The following is an 18,188-nucleotide window of genomic DNA, read 5'->3' as shown; positions in this document are numbered from 1 at the left end:
CTGCTATCCGGGCTCAGCGTGCTGAGCCCCTACCTTCAGAAAGCGAAAGATGAATTATCACCAGTACTACCCCATCGATGTCGTCAACGGCCCCGGTACCCGCTGCACGCTGTTTGTTGCCGGCTGCGTGCACCAGTGTCCCGGCTGCTACAACAAAAGCACCTGGCGGCTTAACTCCGGCCAGCCTTTTACCCAGGCGATGGAAGACCAGTTGATTGCCGACCTGAACGATAAGCGCATTCCGCGCCAGGGGCTGTCGCTGTCCGGTGGCGATCCCCTGCACCCCGCCAATGTCGCGGCGGTGCTGCAACTGGTGAAACGGGTACGTGCCGAATGCCCCGGCAAGGATATCTGGCTGTGGACCGGCTACCGGCTGGCGGAGCTGGATGCGCAGCAAATGCAGATAGTGGACAGGATTAACGTGTTGATTGACGGAAAGTTTGTGCAGGACTTAAAGGATCCGGCGCTGATTTGGCGCGGCAGTGCTAATCAGGTAGTGCATAAGCTGCGTTAGTTCTATATGTCAGGGAATTTCTCTCGTTGATGAGCAACGGCTAAAACCTTAATCACGTCGTCAACAACAACGTATAAAACTAATAATGAAGCCTGGCTGACCAATAACTTACGCGCCTGTCTGTACCAAATTTTACCGAGTTCAGGGTAATCCAACAGGCGCCTCACTGCCTTATCAATCTCAGCATCAGCCTGCTCAGCAGCCTGCGGATTAAAAGGATAGAGAAAATCAAAAATACGTTCCCTGTCCCGTAGCGCTTCTTCATCCCATTCGACACGCATAACGATCCTTATTTTCGGTCGTATTTCGCTCGGACTTTTGCCTTAAAGGCATCCATGCTTTCATCAACCTGTTGTTGGTCAAGATAGACCGCGCTTCCTTCATGCAAACGGGCAAAAGCGGCATCAACCTTTTCTTTCAACCAATTCTCATGTTGCTCAGTTGCCCGTTGCTCATCTGCCATTTGCTCAGCCAAACGTCTACATGCCTCACTCAAAGTGATCCCCTTGGCTTCTGCGGCTTTCTGCGCCAAACGTTTAGTCTCATCCTCAATGCGAAACTGGATACGGCTTTCCATCTTGATACTCCTGCATTCGCTCAATAATTAACAACTGAAAACCCGTCAACGTTAGCACATTTGTGACAACACAAATACGAATGAAAGACTATTTATTAAACAATTTATACCAACCCCATTCCTACCACGCCCGTGACGATCCCACACAGCGCAACCAGCAGCGCCGTCAGGCACAGTGCCTTGGCAGAGAAGGCCTTGTTCAGCATCAGCAACGAAGGCAGGCTGACCGCCGGCAGGGTCATCAACAGCGCCAGCGCCGGGCCAGTGCCCATGCCCGCCAGCATCAGGGTCTGCACAATCGGGATTTCCGCCGCCGTCGGGATCACGAACAGGCAACCGGCGATCGCCAGGCCAATAATCCACAGCAAGCTATTATCTATCGCCCCATCGGCATGCGGGAACAGCCAAACACGCGCGGCTCCGAGCGCCAGCACCGCCAGAATGTAGACAGGTATGGTTGACCAGAATAGCGACCACAGCGCCCTGAGCCAGCGGCCGAAAAACGGCCTTTCGTCAGCTTTATCCAGCGGCAGCAGCGGCGTTTGCAAAGCCGCCGGTTGCGGATCCCTGGCGGTGGCACGCTGCACCAGCCAGGCGATGCCCAGCACCATGATCACCCCAGCCACCAGCCGGATTGCGGCAAACTGCCAGCCGAGCACAAAGCCCATGAAAATCAGCGTCGCCGGATTCAGCACCGGGTTACTCAACCAGAACGCCATCGCCGCACCGCTGGACACCGACTGACGCCGTAATCCGGCGGCTACCGGCGCAGCGCAGCAGGTGCACATCATGCCCGGCAGTGCGATCACCGCACCCAGCAAAGTGCCGGAAAAACGCGGATGGCCGAGCGTGCGCATCAACCAATCGCGTGGGATCAGCACCTGCACCAGCGAACCCAGCAGTACGCCAAGCACCGCCGCCTTCCACACCGCCGTGAAATAGACCAGCGCGTAGTGCCAGGCCGCCAGCCATGGGCTGCTGTCGTCGTTGACCAGTATCGATTTGCCGATGGAATGCGTGTCCGCCGCCAGAAAGGCCTTGCCGTAGTAAGGCTGCCATTTGACGTAGTAGAGGCCGATGGCCACCACCAGCAGAAACAGCGCCGGTTTCCACCACGGCCAAGGGCGCGCGCGGTGTTCAGTTGCAGTCAGGGGATGTGGCATGGGTTCTGGTCAACTCGGTTCAATCATCAATAGCGTCAGCTTAGCGCGCTGCGGCTCCCTGCGCATCATCTGCCTGTCCAAAATAGTTCATCTGTTCGCCACCGACGCGTAACGCGATTGTCATCTGACGCCTGCAAGATGATGCCAACTTCACCACGGGACCTGCCCGTCGTCTTCCAAGCCGCAGGGTGAGCACCGTAAGACACGCCGATAAACCGCATATTTTTTTATGTCGTTATGGCCACCGATGTTTTTTATTATGATGGACTTATCTAGACATCCGACCAGTTACCCCACCCGCTATCAGCAAATCGCCGCACAGCTGGAACAAGAGCTGCGCACCCAATACCGCTGTGGCGACTACCTGCCTTCCGAGCAGCAATTGGCGGAACGCTATCAGGTCAATCGCCATACCCTGCGTCGTGCAGTCGATCAATTGGTGGAGCGCGGCTGGCTGCAACGCCGGCACGGGATCGGCATTCTGGTGTTGATGCGCCCCTACGACTACCCGTTGCATGCCAATACCCGCTTCAGTCAGAACCTGTTCGAGCAGGGAAGTCACCCCACCAGTGAGCGCTTACTCGCGGTGCTACGCCCATGCAATGGGCATGTTGCCAGCGCCTTGTCGCGGGAAGAAGGCGAAACGGTGATCCACCTTCGCACTTTGCGCCGGGTCAACGGCGTACCGATGAGCCTGATCGACCACTATCTGCCCGATCTGGACTGGTGGCCGGCGCTCCAGCAGTTCCACAGCGGTTCGCTGCACGAATTTATCGAATCAAACATCCACCAGCCGCTGACCCGCAGCCAGACACGCATCAGTGCGCGCCGTGCTCAGGCCAAAGAGAGCCGGATGCTGGAAATTGCCACTCAGGCGCCGCTGCTGTGCGTGCGCACCCTGAACGTCTGCACCGGCAGCGACAACGTGGCGGAATACTCCGTCAGCCTGGCGCGCGCCGACATGATTGAACTGACGATGGAGCACTAAATGCAAGCCTTACAGCCGAGACAACGCTGGATGTCGGTACTGGCGCACAGCCAGCCGGCCCAGTTGCGCAGCCACTGGCAGGCGCTGAATATCAACCCGCGCTACCAGAGCATCCGCGCACCGGAAATTGGCCTGGCACAGTTGCAGGGGCGCATGGGCGCCACCGGCCGCCGCTTCGTCTTGGGCGACATGACCGTCACCCGTGCAGTGGTACAGCTCGAAAGCGGCGGCTATGGCTACAGCTATATCGCCGGGCGCGATAAGGCGCATGCCGAACTCTGCGCGCTGCTGGATGCCCTGCTGCAACTGCCGGAGCAGGCTGAATTGCTGCAACAACAGCTGATAGAGCCGCTGGCCGCGCTGCAACACGAGCAACGCCAGCTACGTGCCCGGGCCGTCGCCTCCAGCCGGGTGGACTTCTTTACGCTGGTGCGAGGGGATTAATCATGAGCCTACTGACAGGTTTTACCCAGCCAATCGACCAATCTCAGCAGACTTTTCGTTTGATTCTTAAGGCGTTAAGCGAACCTGGACATCTGGTCACCCTGCAAGGTAGCCCGACTTGGGACAGGCTGAATGCCGCCAGCACCGCCGCCTTGCTGACCCTGGCGGATCAGGAAACCCCGATCCAGCTGAGTCCGGAGCTAGAAAGTGAGCAAGCGCTAACAAACATTCGTTTCCACAGCGGAGCCCCCCTGGCCGACCGCGCCGAAGAGGTGTGTTTCGCGCTGTTCGATACGCAACTGCAGGCGGCGGATTTACAGAGGCTGCCGCACGGCAGTGAAATATCTCCCGAGTTCAGCGCTACGGTGATTGTGCAGTTGGCGAGCCTGGAACAAGGCACGCCACTGCGCCTGACCGGGCCTGGCATCGAGCATCAACGGATTATTACACCGCAGCTTCCGCCGGCGCTGCTGGATTACCTGCTTAACCGCCCGCAGCGCTTCCCGCTGGGGCTGGATTTCCTGCTGACCTGCGGCGAGCGCCTGTTGGCGTTACCGCGAACCACCCACGTGGAGGTGTGCTGATGTACGTTGCCGTTAAAGGGGGCGAAAAAGCCATTGAGGCCGCCCATCAGTTACAAGAACAGCTGCGGCGCGGCGACGACAGCGTGCCGGAGCTTGGCACACTGCAGATTGAGCAACAGCTGGGGCTGGCCGTGGATCGGGTCATGACCGAGGGCGGTATCTACGATCCCGAGCTGGCGGCGTTGGCCATCAAGCAGGCGAGCGGCGATCTGGTCGAGGCCATTTTTCTGCTGCGCGCCTACCGTACCACCCTGCCACGCCTGGCGATCGGCGAACCGCTGGCGACAGAAAACATGCGACTGGAGCGTCGTATCTCGGCGGTTTACAAGGACTTGCCCGGCGGGCAGGTGCTGGGGCCAACCTACGATTACACCCACCGGCTGTTGGATTTCGCGTTGCTGGCGGAAGGAGAGGCCCCCCGCGCACCGCAGGCCGACGAACCCTTGCAGGAAAACTGTGCCCACGTCTTTGATCTGCTCAGTCAGCAACAGCTGGCATTGGCGGAGCGGGACGACGGCAGCATTCCGGACGATATCACCCGTAATCCTCCGGTTTACCCCTGCTCGCGCTCAGCCCGCCTGCAGCAATTGGTGCGCGGTGACGAAGGCTTTTTACTGGCGCTGAGCTACTCAACCCAACGTGGCTATGGCCGTACCCACCCGTTCGCCGGTGAGATCCGCACTGGCTATGTTTCAGCGGAGATAACGCCAGAAGAGCTGGGTTTCACCATTGATATCGGCGAGATCCTGCTAACCGAATGCGAAATGGTTAACGGCTTTATCGATCCGGTTGACCAGCCGCCGCATTTCACCCGCGGCTATGGTCTGGTATTTGGCCGCGCCGAACGCAAGGCAATGGCAATGGCACTGGTAGACCGTGCACTGCAAAGCCCCGAGTACGACGAAGGCATCGCCAGCCCGGCGCAGGACGAAGAGTTCGTGCTGGCCCATGCCGATAACGTCGAAGCCGCCGGCTTTGTTTCCCACCTTAAACTGCCGCACTACGTCGATTTCCAGGCCGAGCTGGAACTGCTCAAGCGTCTGCGCCAGGAATTTAGCGAGCGTCAGGAGGCCCGCGATGAGTGAAGTATTAACCGGCTATAACCTGGGTTATCTGGACGAGCAAACCAAACGTATGATCCGTCGCGCCATTTTGAAGGCCATCGCCATCCCCGGTTATCAGGTGCCGTTCGGCGGCCGCGAAATGCCGATGCCCTACGGCTGGGGCACCGGCGGCATTCAGTTGACCGCCAGCGTGATTGGCCGTGCCGACGTGCTGAAGGTGATTGATCAGGGCGCCGACGACACCACCAACGCCGTGTCGATTCGCCGCTTCTTCCAGCGCGTCGCCGGGGTCGCCACCACCGAACGCACGCCCGAGGCCACGCTGATCCAGACCCGCCACCGCATTCCGGAAACCGCGCTGCGCGAAGACCAGATCCTGATTTATCAGGTACCGATCCCTGAGCCGCTGCGCTTTATCGAACCGCGAGAAACCGAGACCCGTAAAATGCATGCGCTGGAAGAGTATGGCGTGATGCAGGTGAAGCTGTATGAAGACATCGCGCGCTACGGCCACATCGCCACTACCTACGCCTATCCGGTGAAGGTCAATGACCGCTACGTGATGGATCCGTCGCCGATCCCAAAATTCGATAACCCGAAAATGCACATGATGCCGGCGCTGCAGCTGTTTGGGGCCGGGCGCGAGAAACGCATCTATGCCCTGCCGCCCTTTACCAAAGTGGAGAGCCTGGACTTCGACGATCATCCGTTCAGCGTGCAGCAGTGGGACGAGCCCTGCGCGCTGTGCGGCTCGCGCCACAGTTATCTGGACGAAGTGGTGCTCGATGACCAGGGCAACCGCATGTTCGTCTGCTCCGATACCGATTACTGCCAGCAGCAACTGGCGCAACCTTCGCAAGAGGCGCAGCACTGATGACTTCCACCCCTCTGAGCACCACGCCGCTGCTGTCGGTGGCTAACCTGACCCACCTGTACGCGCCGGGCAAAGGCTTTAGCGACGTGTCTTTCGATATCTACCCCGGTGAAGTGCTGGGTATCGTCGGCGAATCCGGCTCCGGCAAAACCACCCTGCTGAAGTCGATCTCTGCGCGACTGGCGCCGCAGCAAGGGCAGATCCTCTACCGTCCGCAGGCCGGACAACAGCATGATTTGTATGCGATGGCGGAGAGCGATCGCCGCCGCCTGCTGCGCACCGACTGGGGCGTGGTGCATCAGCACCCGCTCGACGGGCTGCGGCCCAAGGTTTCCGCCGGCGGCAACATCGGCGAACGGCTGATGGCTATCGGCCAGCGTCACTATGGCGACATCCGCCGTCAGGCCGGACAGTGGCTGGAAGACGTCGAGATCCCGCTGTCGCGCCTTGACGATCTGCCGACCACCTTTTCCGGCGGTATGCAGCAACGCTTGCAGATCGCCCGCAATCTGGTGACCCACCCGAAGCTGGTGTTTATGGACGAACCCACCGGTGGGCTGGACGTTTCGGTGCAGGCGCGGCTGCTCGATCTGCTGCGCACCCTGGTGGTGGAAATGCAGTTGGCGGCGGTGATTGTCACCCACGATCTCGGCGTGGCGCGCCTGCTGGCGCACCGCTTGCTGGTGATGAAACAGGGCGAGGTGGTGGAAAGCGGCCTGACCGACCGGGTGCTGGACGATCCGCACCATCCTTATACCCAACTGCTGGTTTCTTCGGTGCTGTCGTAACACAAGGTAATAACAGATGACTATTCAAATCCGGGTTGAACACCTCAGCAAAACCTTTGTGCTCCACCAGCAGCACGGCACGCGGCTGCCGGTGTTGCACGACGCCAACATGACGGTCAGCAGCGGCGAGTGCGTGGTACTGCACGGCCATTCCGGTAGCGGAAAATCAACCCTGCTGCGCTCGCTGTATGCCAACTATCTGCCCGACAGCGGCCATATCTGGGTCAACCATCAGGGGGAATGGCTGGACATGGTGCAGGCCGAAGCGCGCCAAATTCTGGCGGTTCGCCGTCATACCCTTGGCTGGGTCAGCCAGTTCCTGCGAGTGATCCCTCGTATCAGCGCGCTGGACGTCGTCATGCAGCCGTTACTGGAACAGGGGGCCGATCGCACCGAATGCCGTGAACGCGCCGAAACCTTGCTAAACCAGCTCAATGTGCCGCAGCGTCTGTGGCAGCTGGCGCCTTCGACCTTCTCCGGCGGTGAGCAACAGCGGGTGAACATTGCGCGCGGCTTTATTGTCGATTATCCGATTTTGCTGCTGGACGAACCCACGGCGTCACTTGATAGCCGCAACAGTGCGGCGGTGGTCGCCTTGATCGAACAGGCCAAACGGCGCGGTGCGGCTATCGTCGGCATTTTTCATGATGAGGGCGTCCGTCAGCAGGTCGCCGACCGGTTATATGACATGCAGGCGCCACAGGCGCTGGAGATCCTCTGATGATCATCAATAACGTGAAGCTGGTGCTGGAAGATCAGGTTGTCGAAGGATCGCTGGAGATCAGCGACGGCACGATCCGCAGTTTTGCCGATACCCCGAGCCAGTTACCCCAGGCACTGAACGGTGAAGGCGGCTGGTTGCTGCCTGGCCTGATCGAATTGCACACCGATAACCTGGACAAGTTTTTCACCCCGCGCCCCAACGTCGACTGGCCGGCCCATTCGGCCATGAGCAGCCATGATGCATTGATGGTGGCCAATGGCATCACCACCGTGCTGGACGCGGTCGCCATTGGCGACGTACGCGACGGCGGTCACCGGTTGGAGAACCTGCAAAAAATGATCGACGCGGTGATCCACAGCCAGCGTGCGGGGGTGAACCGCGCCGAACACCGGTTGCACCTGCGCTGCGAACTGCCGCACGACAGCACCCTGCCGCTGTTCGAACAGCTGATGGATAAACCGGGCGTGTCCCTGGTGTCATTGATGGACCATTCGCCGGGCCAGCGACAGTTCGCTTCGCGTGAAAAATACCGCGAATACTATCAGGGCAAATACAACCTCAATGACCAGCAGATGAGCGACTTTGAGGAGCAGCAAATCGGGCTTTCCGCTCGCTGGGCCACGCCAAACCGCGAAGCGATCGCCGCTCACTGCCGGGCACGCAGGATCTCTCTTGCCAGCCACGACGACGCGACCGCCGAACACGTGACCGAGTCCTGTGCGCTGGGCAGTGCCATTGCCGAATTCCCCACCACCGAAGCCGCAGCCCTGGCCTCGCATCAGCAAGGATTACAGGTGCTGATGGGGGCGCCGAATATCGTGCGCGGCGGTTCCCACTCCGGCAACGTAGCAGCGCACCATCTGGCGGCGTTGGGGGTATTGGATATTCTGTCTTCCGATTATTACCCGGCCAGCCTGCTGGATGCGGCATTTCGTATCGCGGCCGACGAGCGCAACGGCTACGGCTTGCCGCAGGCGGTGAAGATGATCACCCGCAACCCGGCAAAAGCGCTGGACTTGCAGGATCGCGGGACCATCGCCGAAGGATTACGGGCAGATTTGGTGTTGGCGCGACCGCACGGCGAGCATATCTACGTGCAGAACGTGTGGCGCCAGGGCAAGCAGGTGTTCTGATGGCGCAGCTTATCTATCTGATGGGGCCTTCCGGGGCCGGGAAAGACAGCCTGCTGGCCGCCCTGCGCGCCCACGCCGACAGTGCGCCGCTGGTGGCGCACCGTTATATCACCCGGCCGGCAGACGCCAGCTGCGAGAACCACATTGCGCTCAGTGAACCCGAATTCTTGCGCCGCCGCGCCAAAGGCCTGTTTGCCCTCGACTGGCACGCGCACCAGCATCATTACGCTTTTGGGATCGAAGTGGATCTTTGGTTGCTGCAGGGGATCGATGTCGTCGTCAATGGCTCGCGCGCTCACCTTTTACAGGCGCAGCAGCGTTATGGCGCACAGCTGCTGCCGGTTTGCCTGCAGGTCAGTACGCATATTCTCCGCCAGCGGCTGCAAAACCGCGCACGCGAAAATGCCGAGCAGATCGAACAACGATTGGCGCGTGCGGCAGAGTACCAGGAAAAGCTCCCTGCCGGTTGCCGACGCTTGGATAACGACGGCAACCTTGATGACACGCTGGCGGCGCTGTTGGCGCTGCTGCCCTCTATGACAAAACAACCACAGGATGCCGTGCCATGAACGATGCCGCACAGCCGAAAATCGGTAACAACGTGACGCTTAACCGCACCCGCTTAGGCCAGTATGTGCATCTGGCCGACGATGCGATCCTGGAGGAGGTGGAAATGGGTGATTACTCCTACACCGCCGGACACAACCAGATTTTTTACGCCACCCTCGGCAAATTCGTGTCGATTGCCTCTTATGCACGCATCAATCCTGGCAATCACCCCACTTACCAGCGTATCGCCCAACACCATTTCACCTACCGCGCTTCAGACTATGACCTGGGAGAAGACGACGAAGCGTTCTTCGACTGGCGGCGCGAACAGCATGTGACTATCGGCCACGACGTCTGGATGGGTCATAACGCCATCGTCATGCCCGGCGTCAGCATCGGCAACGGTGCCGTTATCGGCAGCGCAGCGGTCGTCACCAAAGATGTCGCCCCCTATGAGATTGTCGCCGGCGTAGCGGCCAAAAAGATCGGCATGCGTTTCGACGACGCCCTGATCGAACGCATTGAGCGCAGCCAGTGGTGGCACTGGGACCACCAGACGCTGCAACAGCGGTTGGCGGATTTCCGTGATATCCATGCCTTCGCGGAGAAGTATTTATAATCGGGAGTGACGACATGCAACTGACGTTTCTCGGCACCGGCGGCGCGCAACAGATCCCGGTGTTTGGCTGTGATTGTCTGGTCTGTCAGCGGGCGCGGCGCGAGCCGGCTTTTCGGCGACGACCGTGCAGCGCCATGCTCAAATTTCAGGGGGAAACGACCTTGCTGGATGCGGGATTACCGTCGTTGGAACGGCGTTTTTCGGCGGGGGAAATTCAACGTTTTTTACTGACACATTACCACATGGATCACGTGCAGGGGTTATTTCCTTTGCGTTGGGGATGCGGAAATTTTATTCCCGTCTATGGTCCGGCGGACGAACAGGGCTGCGATGACCTGTTCAAACATCCCGGCATTCTGGCGTTTCAACCGCCATTAACCCCCTTCGAACCCCTTGAACTGGGCGGGTTGCGCATCACCCCGTTGCCGCTGCAGCATTCAAAAATCACGCTGGGCTATCTGATACAGGCCGCAGGAGCATCGCTGGCCTACCTGACCGATACCGTCGGCCTGCCGCCCGATACCGACGCTTTTCTGCGCGGAGTGCCGTTGGATTTGCTGGTGCTCGATTGCAGCCTGCCCCCTCAGCCGCAGGCACCGCGCAACCACAACGACTTGACCCGTGCGCAGGAAATTCAGCAACGCTTACAGCCAGGCCGTACGCTGCTGACGCACATCAGCCATCATCTCGACTTGTGGCTGACGAACAATGAACTGCCGCCTGGCCTGGAGCTGGCGTTCGATAATCTCAGCGTGCACTGCGGTAACAATGCAGCCGATCGGATTCCAGCACCCTAACGCCGTTGCCAGGGCTGAACGCCTGTTCCAGCAGGGTTTGCGCCACGTCTTCGGCACTCACCGCTCGCCATTTGCCGGGCAGCAATTTGAACAGCGGCGCGGTGAGGCGCTCCAGCAAACGCGGCGAGGGCCGTGACCCCAGTAGCATGGATGGCCGCACCAGCGTCAGGCGCGGCCAACTCTGTTCACGCAGCGCCTGCTCCATTTCCCCTTTGGTGCGGTTATAGAGGAACGTAGAGTGCCTGTTCGCGCCTAATGCACTGACGGCCAGACAATGCTGCGCCCCTAACCGACGGCCAGTCAGCGCACTTTCCACCACCAGGGTATAATCGACGTAATGGAAATTAGCGTCGCTACCGGCCTCGCGGCGGGTCGTCCCCAGGCAGCAAAACACCCTATCGACCGGCTGTTCACAGCCGGTCAGCAGCGCGAACAAATCATCACCCACGGGGTTGTCTAATTTTTCGTGCGGCGGCAGTGGCTTGCGCGTTGGCGCCACGATCGCCGTGACCTGCGGATCACGCTGCAGCAGATGCAACAGTGCATTACCCACCAACCCAGTTGCCCCTACAATAAATACCCGGGCCATATGCCCTCCCGCCGATTGATGATGCTGAAAAGTATAGTTTGTCGTATTCAGACCCGCGCCCAGTGAAGCTTTTTACCGAAACCGAGGGTGTTGTCCGTCATCTTCACCTCCTGCAGATCCAACTGCCAGACCGGCGCCTTCATCATTTTGGCTATCGGGAAACGCTTACAGTAACGTGCCCGTGCCAGCGCCTCCTGCTCACCGTTCAGCATCGTCGCTTGCGCCCGATACTGAATGCCGCGGATCAAGGCGATGGTCTTCGGTTTCGGCGCTATGGTGCCCACCACGCTGGCGTTGTGCAGCATCAGCTCGCCGTGGCGTGTGTGGGTTTCGGTCATCAGCCACAGCGCCATACGCTCGGCATCAAACACGTAGAAACAGTTGGCGCACCACATGTCCATACCGTTTCCCGCGCACAGCGTCAGTACGTGCTGCTTGCTGAGGAAGTGCACTATAGATTGATGCTCGTCGGTCATAATCACTGTGAATTCTCCCCTTTAGCTTGCTTCATCTTAACCCGTGTTGTTGAGGCGGGTCACAAATAACAACAATGCCGGAAAAAATGAAAAAAGAATAAACACCCAAATAAAGTGAATTTATATGCAAAATGTCAATGTATGGACTTATAACATAATAAAAACAAACTCACTTCAATTGCACTGTATATGTCCTTCTTAAACGCAATTTTTTTTGCCCTTTCTCCAGGTCAGGGAAAATCAGGTCACCAAATGGGCTGTTTGTTATCAATCTATTTACATACGTAATAACTCTTTCGCGGTATTTTTATTCACTTCAATGCATAAGAAGTGAATAATTATTTACTTAAAGCTGCATATGCGTGACGCGCATCACATATTTTGGCCAAGCCTGCGTTAAAATAGCGCCATCTTTTCACGCACCAAGGTGGATTAGAAATGGAAAACAACAACCGAAAAATGGCGCATATCAGGCGCACTACCCATATTATGATGATGGCTCATCGTAGCTGCTTTAGCTTCGCCTTCTTTAACTTCAGATAACCTCCCTCCTCGTTCGTCCTTATTCCGAACGCAAGACATTATTACGACTTATTTTTCACTCTGATCAACAGAGATAAATTTCTGTTGCTTACGCAAGGGAAAATACCGTAATTCATCTTTATTGGATAAGAACCGCGCCCCAAATAATAGAGTGAACTCAGGAATGCCTTTCGGCATGCCAGGTTCTCGCACACCTTTATTTTCATAAGGTATTAACGGCAAATTTTATTATTTGCTGATGGAATACCGTTGCCTGAAGAATGAGAAAAATGAAAAAGCTAAAAATTGCCGCTAATGAAAAAACACTAGGCTGTTTTGAAACTGAACGTGAAATTGTTGATGTGCACCAAAGCGATTTCAACGATGTCGCCGCCATTGTGCTGTCCGTTGACGACGTTGCACAGGGCATGGTGACGCATCTCGAAGAGATCGGGTTGAACATCCCGCTGTTTGTGGCGGTTTGCTGCGAAGAAGAGTTGGACAACGCCGTATTGCCGGCGCTGCACGGGGTATTTGAACTCTGCGGGAAAAACACCCAGTTCTACGGCAAGCAGTTGGAGGCCGCGGCGGTAAAATATGAAAAAGATCTGCTGCCACCGTTCTTCAACACGCTGACGCAGTATGTCGAAATGGGCAACGCCACCTTTGCCTGCCCGGGCCATCAGGGCGGTGAATTCTTCCGTAAACATCCGGCCGGACGTCAGTTCTTTGATTTCTATGGCGAGACGCTGTTCCGTTCCGATATGTGCAACGCGGACGTCAAACTGGGCGATTTATTGATCCACGAGGGGGCTCCCTGTGCCGCGCAGCAACACGCGGCCAAGGTGTTTAACGCCGATAAGACCTATTTCGTGCTGAATGGGACCTCTGCATCAAATAAAGTCGCGACCAATGCCCTGCTCACCCGCGGCGATTTGGTGTTGTTCGACCGCAATAACCATAAATCCAATCACCACGGCGCATTGATTCAGGCTGGCGCAACGCCGGTCTATCTGGAGACCGCCCGCAATCCATTTGGCTTTATCGGCGGTATTGATGCCCACTGCTTCGATGAACGTTACTTGCGTCAGCAAATCCGCGAAGTGGCACCGGAACGCGCCAATGAAGCCCGACCTTTCCGTCTGGCAATCATCCAGTTAGGCACCTACGACGGCACCATTTACAATGCTCGCCAGGTGGTCGACAAGATTGGGCACCTGTGCGATTACATCCTGTTTGACTCCGCCTGGGTGGGCTATGAACAATTCATCCCAATGATGAAAGATTGTTCGCCTTTACTGCTCGACCTGAATGAAAACGACCCGGGGATCATTGTTACCCAGTCCGTTCACAAACAGCAGGCCGGCTTCTCGCAAACCTCGCAAATCCATAAAAAAGACAAACATATCAAAGGGCAAAGTCGCTATTGCAACCATAAGCGCTTCAATAACGCTTTTATGTTGCATGCTTCCACCAGCCCGTTCTATCCGCTGTTTGCTGCCCTGGACGTCAATGCCAAAATGCACGAAGGGAAAAGCGGCCAGCGCCTGTGGAAGGAGTGCGTTCGCGTAGGGATTGAAGCTCGCAAGATGCTGCTGGAAACCTGTCAGTTAATCAAACCCTTTGTCCCGGACCAGATCGACGGCAAGCCCTGGCAGTCTTATGACACCGAAACGATGGCCAACGATTTGCGCTTCTTCAACTTTGTGCCAGGCGAGAAATGGCATGCCTTTGAAGGCTATGCGGAATCGCAGTATTTTGTCGACCCGTGCAAGCTGTTGCTCACCACGCCGGGCATAGACACGGCGAGCGGCAACTACAGCGACTTCGGCATTCCGGCGACCATTTTGGCCAACTATCTGCGCGAAAACGGCATCGTACCGGAAAAATGCGATCTCAACTCGATCCTGTTCCTGCTTACGCCGGCCGAAGACATCGCCAAGATGCAGCATCTGGTGGCGCTGATTGCCCGCTTTGAAAAACACATCGAACAGGATTCATTACTCAGTGAAGTCCTGCCCGCGGTATATAAAAGCAATGAGCAACGCTACAAGAATTATACCCTGCGTCAGCTTTGCCAGGAGATGCACGATCTTTATGTCAGTTACGACGTTAAAGAACTGCAAAAAGAGATGTTCCGTAAAAATTATTTCCCTCGCATTGCCATGAATCCACAAGATGCCAACACGGAATTTGTCCGCGGTAATATTGAACTGGTTTCTCTGGCCAAGGCGGAAGGCCGTATTGCGGCCGAAGGAGCATTACCTTATCCACCGGGAGTTTTATGTGTGGTCCCTGGGGAAATATGGGGCGGTGCGGCACAGCGTTATTTCCTGGCACTGGAAGAGGGTATTAATTTACTTCCTGGTTTTGCACCGGAATTGCAGGGTGTTTATATCCAGAAAGATGAAGACGGCTGGAACCGTGCTTACGGTTACGTCATGAGTCATTAACGACATTACAAGGCGGTGAATATTATTCACCGCCCAGATCGCATCATAAAAGAGAGAATGATCATGAGTAAGTCCAATAATAAAATGGGGGTCGTGCAGTTAACGATCCTGACGGCCGTCAATATGATGGGCTCCGGCATAATTATGCTGCCGACCAAGCTGGCCGAAGTAGGTACGATTTCTATTGTTTCCTGGTTGGTCACCGCAGTGGGATCGATGGCGCTGGCCTATGCCTTTGCCAAATGCGGGATGTTCAGCCGTAAATCCGGCGGCATGGGGGGATATGCTGAATATGCCTTCGGGAAATCGGGCAACTTTATGGCGAACTATACCTACGGCGTTTCATTACTGATCGCCAATATCGCCATCGCCATTTCTGCCGTGGGTTACGGTACCGAGCTGTTTGGCGCCAACCTGAGCCCATTGGGGATCTGCATCGCCACCATCGGTGTGCTGTGGTTGGCCACGGTCGCCAACTTCGGCGGCGCTCGCATTACCGGCAGGATCAGCGGCATCACCGTCTGGGGCGTCATCATTCCGGTGGTCGGGATTTCAATCATCGGCTGGCACTGGTTCAGCGGCAGCGCATACGTCGCCGCTTGGAACCCGCATCAGGTGCCGACTTTTGAAGCCATTGGCGCTTCGATTTCCATGACCCTATGGGCTTTCCTCGGCCTCGAATCCGCCTGTGCCAATACCGATGTGGTGGAGAACCCAGAACGTAATGTGCCGATCGCCGTATTGGGCGGCACCCTCAGCGCCGCAGTGATCTATATCGTTTCGACCAACGTGATCGCCGGCATAGTACCGAATATGGATCTGGCCAATTCCACCGCGCCGTTTGGACTGGCGTTTTCCCATATGTTCAACCCAACGGTCGGCAAGATCATCATGGCACTGATGATCATGTCCTGCGTCGGTTCACTGCTGGGCTGGCAGTTCACCATCGCCCAGGTGTTCAAATCTTCCGCCGACAGCGGTTTCTTCCCGAAAATCTTCTCGAAACTCAGCAAGGCGGATGCCCCGGTCAAAGGCATGCTGACCATTGTCGTTATCCAGAGCGTGCTGTCGCTGATGACCATCAGCCCATCGCTGAACAAGCAGTTCAACGTGCTGGTTAATCTGGCCGTGGTGACCAATATCATCCCCTACATCTTGTCGATGGCGGCGCTGATCATTATTCAAAAGGTGGCGAAAGTGCCGGAGAAAAAAGCGCGCATCGCCAACATCATTGCCGGCATTGGCGCGCTTTACAGCTTCTACGCGCTCTACAGTTCCGGTGAAGAGGCCATGATGTGGGGTGCCATCGCCACTTTCCTCGGCTGGACGCTGTACGGCCTCGTTTCACCTCGCTTCGAAATCGCGGGCAAAAAAGGCTGACGGTAATCAGCTATTGGCACAGTGATTAGAGTAAACGTGCCGAGAGGGGAGGTGTTCCATAATGGCCTCTCGGTACGCTAAAGATGGCGTTTGTTCACTCTACCCATGCGGGTTCCTTCCATTTTCAAGTTACCCAGTCGGCAGTGAACCCGTTGCTTATGCTTTAAAACTGAACGTTGGCTTTCTAAGCTGCCTATGCGGCAGTGAACTCGGACTTGAGCGGCCAACGTCGCTGTTTGAATTTCTAAGCTGCCCGTACGGCAGTGAACTACTCGTTGAGGATTTTGTTTATTTCCTCTCTTTTCTAAGCTGCCTGCACGGCAGTGAACGTTTTCCGGCTATAAAACCTTCCCTTTTACCTTTTCTAAGCTGCCTGCACGGCAGTGAACTGTTAAAGATTAGCGCCAATTAGCTGATAATTGAAGAGTAACGTCATTATTTTGCCAAAAAGGCTTTTTCCATCCAATCCATTCAATACGTTTAAAATCAAATGGTTAAATTTCGCTATAAAAAAAGGGTTCAGCAGTAGACCATGGTTACCTATAGTAGTGTTCGATTATTCATGGGGCCCCAGATGATGGATACAATTGACTGGCACCTTTACATGCTGCGTCTGCCTAACGGCATGCTGTATACCGGCATTACTACCGACGTCGAACGACGTCTAGCACAGCATCAGGCTGGCAAAGGAGCAAAGGCACTGCGGGGCAAAGGCGAGCTGGTGTTGGCGTTTCACTGCCTGGCGGGGGATCGTTCTAAAGCGCTAAGGTTGGAATACCGGGTGAAGCAGCTGAGCAAAACGCAAAAAGAGAGGCTGGTGAATCACCCGCCTCTTTCGTTGGATCATTTACTGCCGGAAGCTGAGATTAAAACCGGTTAAACGGCTCGGAAAACTCCACCGCCCCGCGCACATCATCCAGAGCATTTTCCGCCAGCGGATACACCTGGAAGGCGGCTTCGCTGCCCGGCCAACGGCATTGCAGCCCGTAGGCGGCAGCCGGTTTAAAGCCGAAGCGGCCGTAATAAGCGGGATCGCCCAGCACCACCACTGCGGCATAGCTGAACTCATTGAGCGAATCCAACCCTTCGTAGATCAGCTTTTCGCCCAGCCCCTGCCGACGCAGGCTTTCGTCCACCGCCAGCGGTGCCAGACCGACCCATTGGCGATCCTCTCCGGCCACGTCCACCGGACTGAACGCCGCATAGCCTACCACGCCGCCTTCGTCGTCGGTGGCAACAATGCCCAGCGTCAACAGGCCATCTTCGCGCAGTTGCTGCACCAGATCGGCCTCGTCGTCACGCCCAAATGCACGACGCAAAAGCGCGTCGATCCCCGCGGCATCTACCGGAATTTCTACGCGGATTAGCATGATACCGGCACACGGGAAGTTTGCGCCGTGCCCTCCTGCAGCCCTGCTTCGACAAATTCAGCCAGTTGCAGCAGGCCCAGGCGCAACGGCGCAGGCATGGCTTCCAGCTCGATGGCGTCCATCAGATTTTTTACATACAGGCCCAATTCGGTGTCCCCTTCAATCTGCAGCCGACGCTGAAAGAACAGCGTATCGGGATCTTGCTTACGCGCTGCGATAAGAATCAGATCGTTGGCGTCGCCGCTGAAGCTGACATCAGCCTCGGCGTGTTGGCTGACAACCAGCTTGCCGTTTTCTACCGTCATAAACCAGTGTAGCGCCAGATCGCGGACTTCGATCTTTAACCAGCGCGATTCGAGAAATTCCAAATCGCCATCCGCCAACGCCTGGCGGAACTGCCAGCCCAGCACCTGTTCCAGAAGCTGGCGCTGCAAAGCAAACGGCGTGAATTTTAGCGGTACTCGCAGCAGCGACGGCCCCTGGCGCACAATGCGCGCTCGTAATTGTTCCAACACTGTCGTTCACTCCTTTCAACACAGATGCACTATTTTGCCACAGTGGCGCACGGCAGAAGCGCTCT

The 18,188-nt window shown here is 56.7% G+C and carries 23 protein-coding genes; 16 read left to right on the top strand and 7 right to left on the bottom strand.

Going from position 1 to position 18,188, the window contains the following annotated elements:
• Positions 1–49 precede the first annotated feature (49 nt).
• Positions 50–514 (top strand): anaerobic ribonucleoside-triphosphate reductase-activating protein, encoded by a 465-nt coding sequence (nrdG, locus tag LQ945_RS15590; protein WP_182820882.1) that lies wholly within the window; start codon positions 50–52, stop codon positions 512–514.
• A gap of 2 nt (positions 515–516) precedes the next feature.
• Here the strand turns inward: nrdG and LQ945_RS15585 are convergent, their stop codons facing one another.
• From LQ945_RS15585 to LQ945_RS15575, 3 genes are all read right to left on the bottom strand, one after another.
• Positions 517–795: a type II toxin-antitoxin system RelE/ParE family toxin gene (locus LQ945_RS15585; RefSeq protein ID WP_262241729.1), complete on the bottom strand. Its 279-nt coding sequence runs from the start codon at positions 793–795 to the stop codon at positions 517–519.
• 8 nt (positions 796–803) lie between these two features.
• Positions 804–1,091: a type II toxin-antitoxin system RelB/DinJ family antitoxin gene (locus LQ945_RS15580; protein ID WP_020824985.1), complete on the bottom strand. Its 288-nt coding sequence runs from the start codon at positions 1,089–1,091 to the stop codon at positions 804–806.
• Between the two features lie 104 nt (positions 1,092–1,195).
• Positions 1,196–2,254: a permease gene (locus LQ945_RS15575; protein WP_270101150.1), complete on the bottom strand. Its 1,059-nt coding sequence runs from the start codon at positions 2,252–2,254 to the stop codon at positions 1,196–1,198.
• A gap of 262 nt (positions 2,255–2,516) precedes the next feature.
• On the opposite strand from LQ945_RS15575, the gene phnF reads away from it, so the two are divergent.
• From phnF to phnP, 11 genes are read left to right on the top strand one after another with little or no spacing between them, the layout of a single operon-like run.
• Positions 2,517–3,242, top strand: a complete 726-nt coding sequence (gene phnF, locus LQ945_RS15570; protein ID WP_182821002.1) for a phosphonate metabolism transcriptional regulator PhnF — start codon at positions 2,517–2,519, stop codon at positions 3,240–3,242.
• A complete protein-coding gene (phnG, locus tag LQ945_RS15565) occupies positions 3,243–3,686 on the top strand; it encodes a phosphonate C-P lyase system protein PhnG (RefSeq protein ID WP_269935760.1) in 444 nt (147 codons plus the stop codon).
• A gap of 2 nt (positions 3,687–3,688) precedes the next feature.
• Positions 3,689–4,270: a phosphonate C-P lyase system protein PhnH gene (phnH, locus tag LQ945_RS15560; protein WP_270101149.1), complete on the top strand. Its 582-nt coding sequence runs from the start codon at positions 3,689–3,691 to the stop codon at positions 4,268–4,270.
• The gene (locus LQ945_RS15555) at positions 4,270–5,355 is read left to right on the top strand and encodes a carbon-phosphorus lyase complex subunit PhnI (protein WP_270101148.1); all 1,086 of its coding nucleotides are present in this window, start codon (positions 4,270–4,272) and stop codon (positions 5,353–5,355) included. Before phnH ends, LQ945_RS15555 begins: the two co-directional genes overlap by 1 nt.
• Complete coding sequence (locus LQ945_RS15550; protein ID WP_020824979.1) at positions 5,348–6,208, top strand: alpha-D-ribose 1-methylphosphonate 5-phosphate C-P-lyase PhnJ; 861 nt, start codon at positions 5,348–5,350, stop codon at positions 6,206–6,208. Before LQ945_RS15555 ends, LQ945_RS15550 begins: the two co-directional genes overlap by 8 nt.
• Positions 6,208–6,996 (top strand): phosphonate C-P lyase system protein PhnK, encoded by a 789-nt coding sequence (phnK, locus tag LQ945_RS15545; protein WP_020824978.1) that lies wholly within the window; start codon positions 6,208–6,210, stop codon positions 6,994–6,996. The genes LQ945_RS15550 and phnK overlap by 1 nt, the downstream gene beginning before the upstream one ends.
• Positions 6,997–7,012: 16 nt before the next feature.
• The gene (gene phnL, locus LQ945_RS15540) at positions 7,013–7,717 is read left to right on the top strand and encodes a phosphonate C-P lyase system protein PhnL (protein WP_044553987.1); all 705 of its coding nucleotides are present in this window, start codon (positions 7,013–7,015) and stop codon (positions 7,715–7,717) included.
• Positions 7,717–8,853 carry an alpha-D-ribose 1-methylphosphonate 5-triphosphate diphosphatase gene (gene phnM, locus LQ945_RS15535; protein WP_270101147.1) on the top strand — a complete coding sequence of 379 codons (1,137 nt, stop codon included), beginning with the start codon at positions 7,717–7,719 and terminating at the stop codon, positions 8,851–8,853. Before phnL ends, phnM begins: the two co-directional genes overlap by 1 nt.
• Complete coding sequence (gene phnN, locus LQ945_RS15530; RefSeq protein WP_270101146.1) at positions 8,853–9,422, top strand: ribose 1,5-bisphosphokinase; 570 nt, start codon at positions 8,853–8,855, stop codon at positions 9,420–9,422. Before phnM ends, phnN begins: the two co-directional genes overlap by 1 nt.
• Positions 9,419–10,021: a DapH/DapD/GlmU-related protein gene (locus LQ945_RS15525; RefSeq protein WP_270101145.1), complete on the top strand. Its 603-nt coding sequence runs from the start codon at positions 9,419–9,421 to the stop codon at positions 10,019–10,021. The genes phnN and LQ945_RS15525 overlap by 4 nt, the downstream gene beginning before the upstream one ends.
• Positions 10,022–10,035: 14 nt before the next feature.
• A complete protein-coding gene (gene phnP, locus LQ945_RS15520) occupies positions 10,036–10,818 on the top strand; it encodes a phosphonate metabolism protein PhnP (protein ID WP_270101144.1) in 783 nt (260 codons plus the stop codon).
• Here the strand turns inward: phnP and LQ945_RS15515 are convergent.
• Positions 10,769–11,407: an NAD(P)H-binding protein gene (locus LQ945_RS15515; RefSeq protein ID WP_270101143.1), complete on the bottom strand. Its 639-nt coding sequence runs from the start codon at positions 11,405–11,407 to the stop codon at positions 10,769–10,771. The genes phnP and LQ945_RS15515 overlap by 50 nt on opposite strands.
• 47 nt (positions 11,408–11,454) lie before the next feature.
• A complete protein-coding gene (locus LQ945_RS15510; RefSeq protein ID WP_420136191.1) occupies positions 11,455–11,883 on the bottom strand; it encodes a YhbP family protein in 429 nt (142 codons plus the stop codon).
• A 438-nt stretch (positions 11,884–12,321) separates the two neighbouring features.
• Between LQ945_RS15510 and speFL the strand changes: the two genes are divergently transcribed.
• The 4 genes from speFL to LQ945_RS15490 all read left to right on the top strand — a co-directional run bounded on the left by speFL (position 12,322) and on the right by LQ945_RS15490 (position 17,118).
• The gene (gene speFL, locus LQ945_RS15505) at positions 12,322–12,426 is read left to right on the top strand and encodes a leader peptide SpeFL (protein ID WP_112363015.1); all 105 of its coding nucleotides are present in this window, start codon (positions 12,322–12,324) and stop codon (positions 12,424–12,426) included.
• Positions 12,427–12,695: 269 nt separating this feature from the next.
• A complete protein-coding gene (gene speF / locus LQ945_RS15500) occupies positions 12,696–14,858 on the top strand; it encodes an ornithine decarboxylase SpeF (protein ID WP_270101141.1) in 2,163 nt (720 codons plus the stop codon).
• Positions 14,859–14,921: 63 nt separating this feature from the next.
• Positions 14,922–16,238: a putrescine-ornithine antiporter gene (gene potE, locus LQ945_RS15495; protein WP_270101140.1), complete on the top strand. Its 1,317-nt coding sequence runs from the start codon at positions 14,922–14,924 to the stop codon at positions 16,236–16,238.
• Between the two features lie 574 nt (positions 16,239–16,812).
• Positions 16,813–17,118, top strand: coding sequence for a GIY-YIG nuclease family protein (locus LQ945_RS15490; protein ID WP_270101139.1), 306 nt, complete (start codon positions 16,813–16,815; stop codon positions 17,116–17,118).
• On the opposite strand, the gene LQ945_RS15485 is transcribed toward LQ945_RS15490, so the two are convergent.
• Together LQ945_RS15485 and ubiT are read right to left on the bottom strand one after the other, a co-directional pair.
• Positions 17,105–17,608: a GNAT family N-acetyltransferase gene (locus LQ945_RS15485; protein ID WP_269935750.1), complete on the bottom strand. Its 504-nt coding sequence runs from the start codon at positions 17,606–17,608 to the stop codon at positions 17,105–17,107. The genes LQ945_RS15490 and LQ945_RS15485 overlap by 14 nt on opposite strands.
• On the bottom strand, positions 17,602–18,123 hold the full coding sequence (gene ubiT, locus LQ945_RS15480; protein WP_262241717.1) for a ubiquinone anaerobic biosynthesis accessory factor UbiT: 522 nt from the start codon (positions 18,121–18,123) through the stop codon (positions 17,602–17,604). The genes LQ945_RS15485 and ubiT overlap by 7 nt, the downstream gene beginning before the upstream one ends.
• Positions 18,124–18,188: the final 65 nt, after the last annotated feature.

Source organism: Serratia liquefaciens (genome assembly GCF_027594825.1).
GTDB classification, from domain to species: Bacteria; Pseudomonadota; Gammaproteobacteria; order Enterobacterales; family Enterobacteriaceae; genus Serratia; species Serratia liquefaciens_A.
This window is presented reverse-complemented; position numbering and strand designations above follow the sequence as displayed.